This window comes from Microbacterium sp. 5K110 (assembly GCF_005774735.1).
In the GTDB taxonomy this organism is placed as follows: Bacteria; Actinomycetota; Actinomycetes; order Actinomycetales; family Microbacteriaceae; genus Microbacterium.
Genome location: NZ_VBUM01000142.1, coordinates 1 through 3,821, shown reverse-complemented (window position 1 = coordinate 3,821; position 3,821 = coordinate 1). Strand labels below are relative to the sequence as shown.

At 69.1% G+C, this 3,821-nt stretch carries 6 protein-coding genes; 1 reads left to right on the top strand and 5 read right to left on the bottom strand.

The genetic code is table 11. The features are described from left to right. Nucleotides 1-18 precede the first annotated feature (18 nt). From FE256_RS17575 to FE256_RS18305, 3 genes are all read right to left on the bottom strand, one after another. Nucleotides 19-537 carry a DUF1697 domain-containing protein gene (locus FE256_RS17575; RefSeq protein WP_171024408.1) on the bottom strand — a complete coding sequence of 173 codons (519 nt, stop codon included), beginning with the start codon at nucleotides 535-537 and terminating at the stop codon, nucleotides 19-21. Between the two features lie 125 nt (nucleotides 538-662). Continuing rightward, nucleotides 663-1,004, bottom strand: coding sequence for a DUF7882 family protein (locus FE256_RS17570; protein ID WP_138178226.1), 342 nt, complete (start codon nucleotides 1,002-1,004; stop codon nucleotides 663-665). A gap of 26 nt (nucleotides 1,005-1,030) precedes the next feature. Then, nucleotides 1,031-1,195 (bottom strand): hypothetical protein, encoded by a 165-nt coding sequence (locus FE256_RS18305; protein WP_171024407.1) that lies wholly within the window; start codon nucleotides 1,193-1,195, stop codon nucleotides 1,031-1,033. Nucleotides 1,196-1,390: 195 nt separating this feature from the next. On the opposite strand from FE256_RS18305, the gene FE256_RS17565 reads away from it, so the two are divergent. Continuing rightward, the gene (locus FE256_RS17565) at nucleotides 1,391-1,879 is read left to right on the top strand and encodes a MarR family winged helix-turn-helix transcriptional regulator (RefSeq protein ID WP_252371083.1); all 489 of its coding nucleotides are present in this window, start codon (nucleotides 1,391-1,393) and stop codon (nucleotides 1,877-1,879) included. On the opposite strand, the gene FE256_RS17560 is transcribed toward FE256_RS17565, so the two are convergent. Both FE256_RS17560 and FE256_RS17555 read right to left on the bottom strand, forming a co-directional pair. Beyond that, complete coding sequence (locus FE256_RS17560; RefSeq protein ID WP_138178222.1) at nucleotides 1,880-2,251, bottom strand: hypothetical protein; 372 nt, start codon at nucleotides 2,249-2,251, stop codon at nucleotides 1,880-1,882. Between the two features lie 114 nt (nucleotides 2,252-2,365). Next, complete coding sequence (locus FE256_RS17555; protein WP_138178220.1) at nucleotides 2,366-3,793, bottom strand: dihydrolipoyl dehydrogenase family protein; 1,428 nt, start codon at nucleotides 3,791-3,793, stop codon at nucleotides 2,366-2,368. Nucleotides 3,794-3,821: the final 28 nt, after the last annotated feature.

The window sequence follows — 3,821 nt, the reverse complement described above, 5'->3', positions numbered from 1 at the left end:
GGGTGCCGGGGCGGGGCGCTACGCGCTGAGGGCGATGAGCTTGGCGATCGTGTTGGCGTTGCGGGCGGTCGCGACGACACCGAGGTGTTTCTCGAACCAGCCCGCCTGCAGCTTCGAGCCGCCGATCCCCTCGGGGTAGCGCACGAAGACTTCGCGGCCATCGAGGACCGCCTCTTCGGGGATGCCGGCCGGCAGACGCACCGCGGCGACGGCGGGGACGGAGTCGAGGAACACCGTCTGGACCCACCGTCCCTCGGCCGCGTCGGCGAAGGGGTTGCGGGCGTGCGCGTCGGCGAGTTCGGCGTGAGAGCGCACCACGACGGGCAGATCGTGGCCGAAGGCCCCGAGCACGGCCGCCCGGACGACCCCGGTGACGGCCTCGGGGGAGCGTCCCGCGTCGTCGAGCACGATGTTCCCGGCCACCTGGAGCGTCTCGACCTCGCCGAGCCCCGCGGATGCCAGCACCTCGCGGAGAGCGGCCATCTTCAGCGCCGTGGGGCCACCCACGCCGCGGAGGAGTGCGATCGTCCGGGCCACGACGCAAATCTACGCCGGTGGACCCGCCGGTCGGGCGGAAAGGCGCCGGCACGTGGGGCCGCGGTGAAAGACCGCACCCCGCCCCGGTGGTCAGGGCGGGGCGGGGTGCGGCAAAGAGGGTGCGGTCAGGCCGCGGCGACGAGTTGCACGCGGTGCGCGCTCTCGTGCTCGTGCCAGGTGGCGGCGTCGAGCACCAGACCCGACGACATCGCGGCCTGGTCGGCGAGCTGACGGAGGTACCCGCCGGACAGGCGCTGGGCGTCCACGCTCGAGTACAGGAATCGCAGGGGGATGGACGGCTGGATCCACAGCGTGGTGCGGGCGTGCGAGGCCGCGGCATCCGTCCACGTGATGGTGAACGACTCGCTGCGACGCAGCTTGGTCGAGAAGACGACCTGAAGATACTGCAGCAGTCGATCGTCGATGTCCATCGGCTGCGGGTCGGAACCGTAGAAGAGCTTTCCCATGATGACTCCTGGCGTGTGTGAATGGCTCAAAGAACGAGGGGGAGGACGACCCCGACCGCGACCGAGACCGTCACGGCAGCCGCGACGACGACGGGCGTCGGCGCGGGCGTGAGCGGGCGACCGGCAGCCGGGATGAACGTGGATCTCCGCACCCGTGCGGTTCGGATCCCGGTGAAAAGACTGTGGGCCATCGCGGTTCCCCCTTCGTCCACGGTGCGCCGGGCTGTCAACCCCGGTGAAGATCAACCTACCATGTAATTAACTCAGTTAGTAAACACGGTTGAGGTTCACTGCGGTGAACAGTCACTGAACGTGATTGTCAGGTTCGGAACCTTAGGGGGTTAGGTATAGTGCTTCGGGGCATGAGCTACGTAGGGAGCGGTTCAATGACGGAGAAATCGGGTGATTCGTCGCCGTTGATGGCAGCGCTCGCCTTCTACGTCCGGGAACGAGACACGGCCGCCGCTCAGGCGCGCAAGCAGCTCGGTGTCAACGAGCTCGATGCCAAGGCCCTCGCCTACGTCGGGGCTCACCCCGGCGTTCGGCCATCGGAGTTGGCGGGGCACCTCGGTGTGACCTCGGCTGGGATCACGACGATGGTGGAACGGCTCGTGCGTCGCGGCATCCTGCGCCGAGAGTTCGACTCGGCGGATCGTCGAGTGAACCACATCCATCTGGTCGTGGACCTCGAAAAGGAGCCGTGGTCTCAGCTGGCCCGCTTCGACACGGCCTGCCGACAGATCATCGGCCACCTCGACCCACAGGTCGAGGCCAACCTCGCGGACTTCCTCACTCACACCACTGCAGCCGCGCGGGACCAAGCCCGACGCATCGACCCGCAGGCCGCCGACGAATCCGAGTCTTCGGTCGCGTAGCTAGTCCTGGGCGTGCGCGTTCAGGTGGGCCATGTGGTCGATCGACTTCGCCTGCAGGAAAGCGCAGAGAGCGGCGGTGTTCGCCAGTTCCTCGCACAGGTCGTACAGGGCCTCGGGTGAGAGTTCGGTCACCTCGGGCTGTGCCTCTATCGTGACCCGCCAGTCCGGTGCCCCGGTCTCCATGGGCTGGATGTACACCGAGGTCGTGGCGTTTCGCAGGGGGAAGATCACCAGGCCGCTGTCGCGACCGTCAACGGCTTCCTGATCAGCGACGTACGCGGTGCCGATCCGGCCGGGCTCTTTCGCGTCGAATTCATCCAGCCATACCTGCAACGTGTCTTTGCTGCGAAACGGCACCTTGCCTACCCCCACGGTTCACGGTGAAGGCGGGCTCCACCGCATGAATCGTACGACAGATTGGACTCGGTCCATCAGTTGCGACTTCGCGGCGAAGCGGTGTCGTCGCGGCGCCGCGAGCGCGCGTGGTCACGCGCTCTCGCGGCCGAGCGTCTCGAGGAGACGCAGCCAGACCTCGCTGACCGTCGGGTACGAGGGAACCGCGTGCCACAGTCGCTTGATCGGCACCTCGCCCACGACCGCGATCGTGGCCGAATGCAACAGTTCGGCGACGTCGGGGCCGACGAAGGTCGCGCCCACGAGCACTCCCCGGTCGAGGTCGACGATCGCGCGGGCGCGGCCCACGTAGGCGTCGGACTGCTCGCTGGCGCCCGCGACGTGCGCGAGGTCGTAGTCGAGCACCTTCACGTTCAGGCCACGCTCTTCTGCCCGCTTCGCCGTCGCTCCGACCGAGGCCACCTCGGGGTCGGTGAAGGTCACTTGCGGAACGGCGTCGTGGTCGGCGGTCGCGACGTGGGCTCCCCACGGGCTGTCGTCGACCTCGCCGCCCTGCGCTCGGGCGGCGATGACGTCGCCGGCGGCGCGCGCCTGGTACTTGCCCTGGTGTGTGAGGAGTGCACGATGGTTGACGTCGCCGACGGCGTAGAGCCAGTCGAACCCCCGCACGAGCAGGGTGTCGTCCACGTCGAGCCACGAGCCGGCATCGAGCCCGACGGTGTCGAGGCCGAGGTCGTCGGTGCGGGGAACGCGGCCCGTGGCGACGAGGACCTCGTCGGCGGTGACGGACGTGCCGTCGGACAGCTCGAGAACGCGGCGCCCGTCGTCGTCGCGGCGTGCGGCCGTGGCATCCACCCCCGTCTTGACCGTGACTCCCCGCTCGCGCAAGGAATCCGCGACGAGCTCGCCGGCGAACGGCTCGGTGCCGCCGAGCAGTCCCGAGCGCGCGATGATCGTGACCTCGGCGCCCAGGCTGGAGAAAGCGGTGGCCATCTCGGCCCCGACGACACCACCGCCGAGAATCGCGAGCGAGCGGGGGATCTGCTGCACCGCGGTGGCCTCGCGACTCGTCCACGGCGCGATGTCGGCCAGGCGCGGGATGCCGGGAAGAAGCGCGGCCGAGCCGGTGCACACCGCGACGGCATGCCGAGCGACGAGGTCGGTGGTCGTGCCGTCGTCGGCGGTGACGCGCACGGTCTTCTCGCCGGTGAGCCGACCGTGGCCGCGCACGAGGTCGATCCCGGCACCCTGCAGCCACTCGACCTGTCCGGAGTCGTTCCAGTCGCTTGTCATGGAGTCGCGGCGACGGAGCACGGCCGCGACGTCGAGGTCGCCGGTGATGGCCTGCTTCGCGCCGTCGATGTTGCGCGCGGCCTGCAGGGCGGCACCGCTGCGCAGCAGAGCCTTCGACGGCATGCACGCCCAGTACGAGCACTCGCCCCCGACCAGCTCGGACTCGATGATGACGGCCGTGAGTCCGGCTTGCACGGCACGGTCGGCGACGTTCTCGCCCACGGGGCCGGCGCCGATGACGATGAGGTCGTATTCGCGTTCGCTCATGTCCCTCACGCTAGCGAGGGGTGACGAC

What these genes read in the sequence shown, in the direction of transcription:
- FE256_RS17555 (WP_138178220.1), bottom strand. Translation starts at nt 3,793, where the DNA reads ATGAGCGAACGCGAATACGACCTCATCGTCATCGGCGCCGGCCCCGTG.
- FE256_RS18305 (WP_171024407.1), bottom strand. Translation starts at nt 1,195, where the DNA reads ATGGCCCACAGTCTTTTCACCGGGATCCGAACCGCACGGGTGCGGAGA.
- FE256_RS17570 (WP_138178226.1), bottom strand. Translation starts at nt 1,004, where the DNA reads ATGGGAAAGCTCTTCTACGGTTCCGACCCGCAGCCGATGGACATCGAC.
- FE256_RS17565 (WP_252371083.1), top strand. Translation starts at nt 1,391, where the DNA reads ATGACGGAGAAATCGGGTGATTCGTCGCCGTTGATGGCAGCGCTCGCC.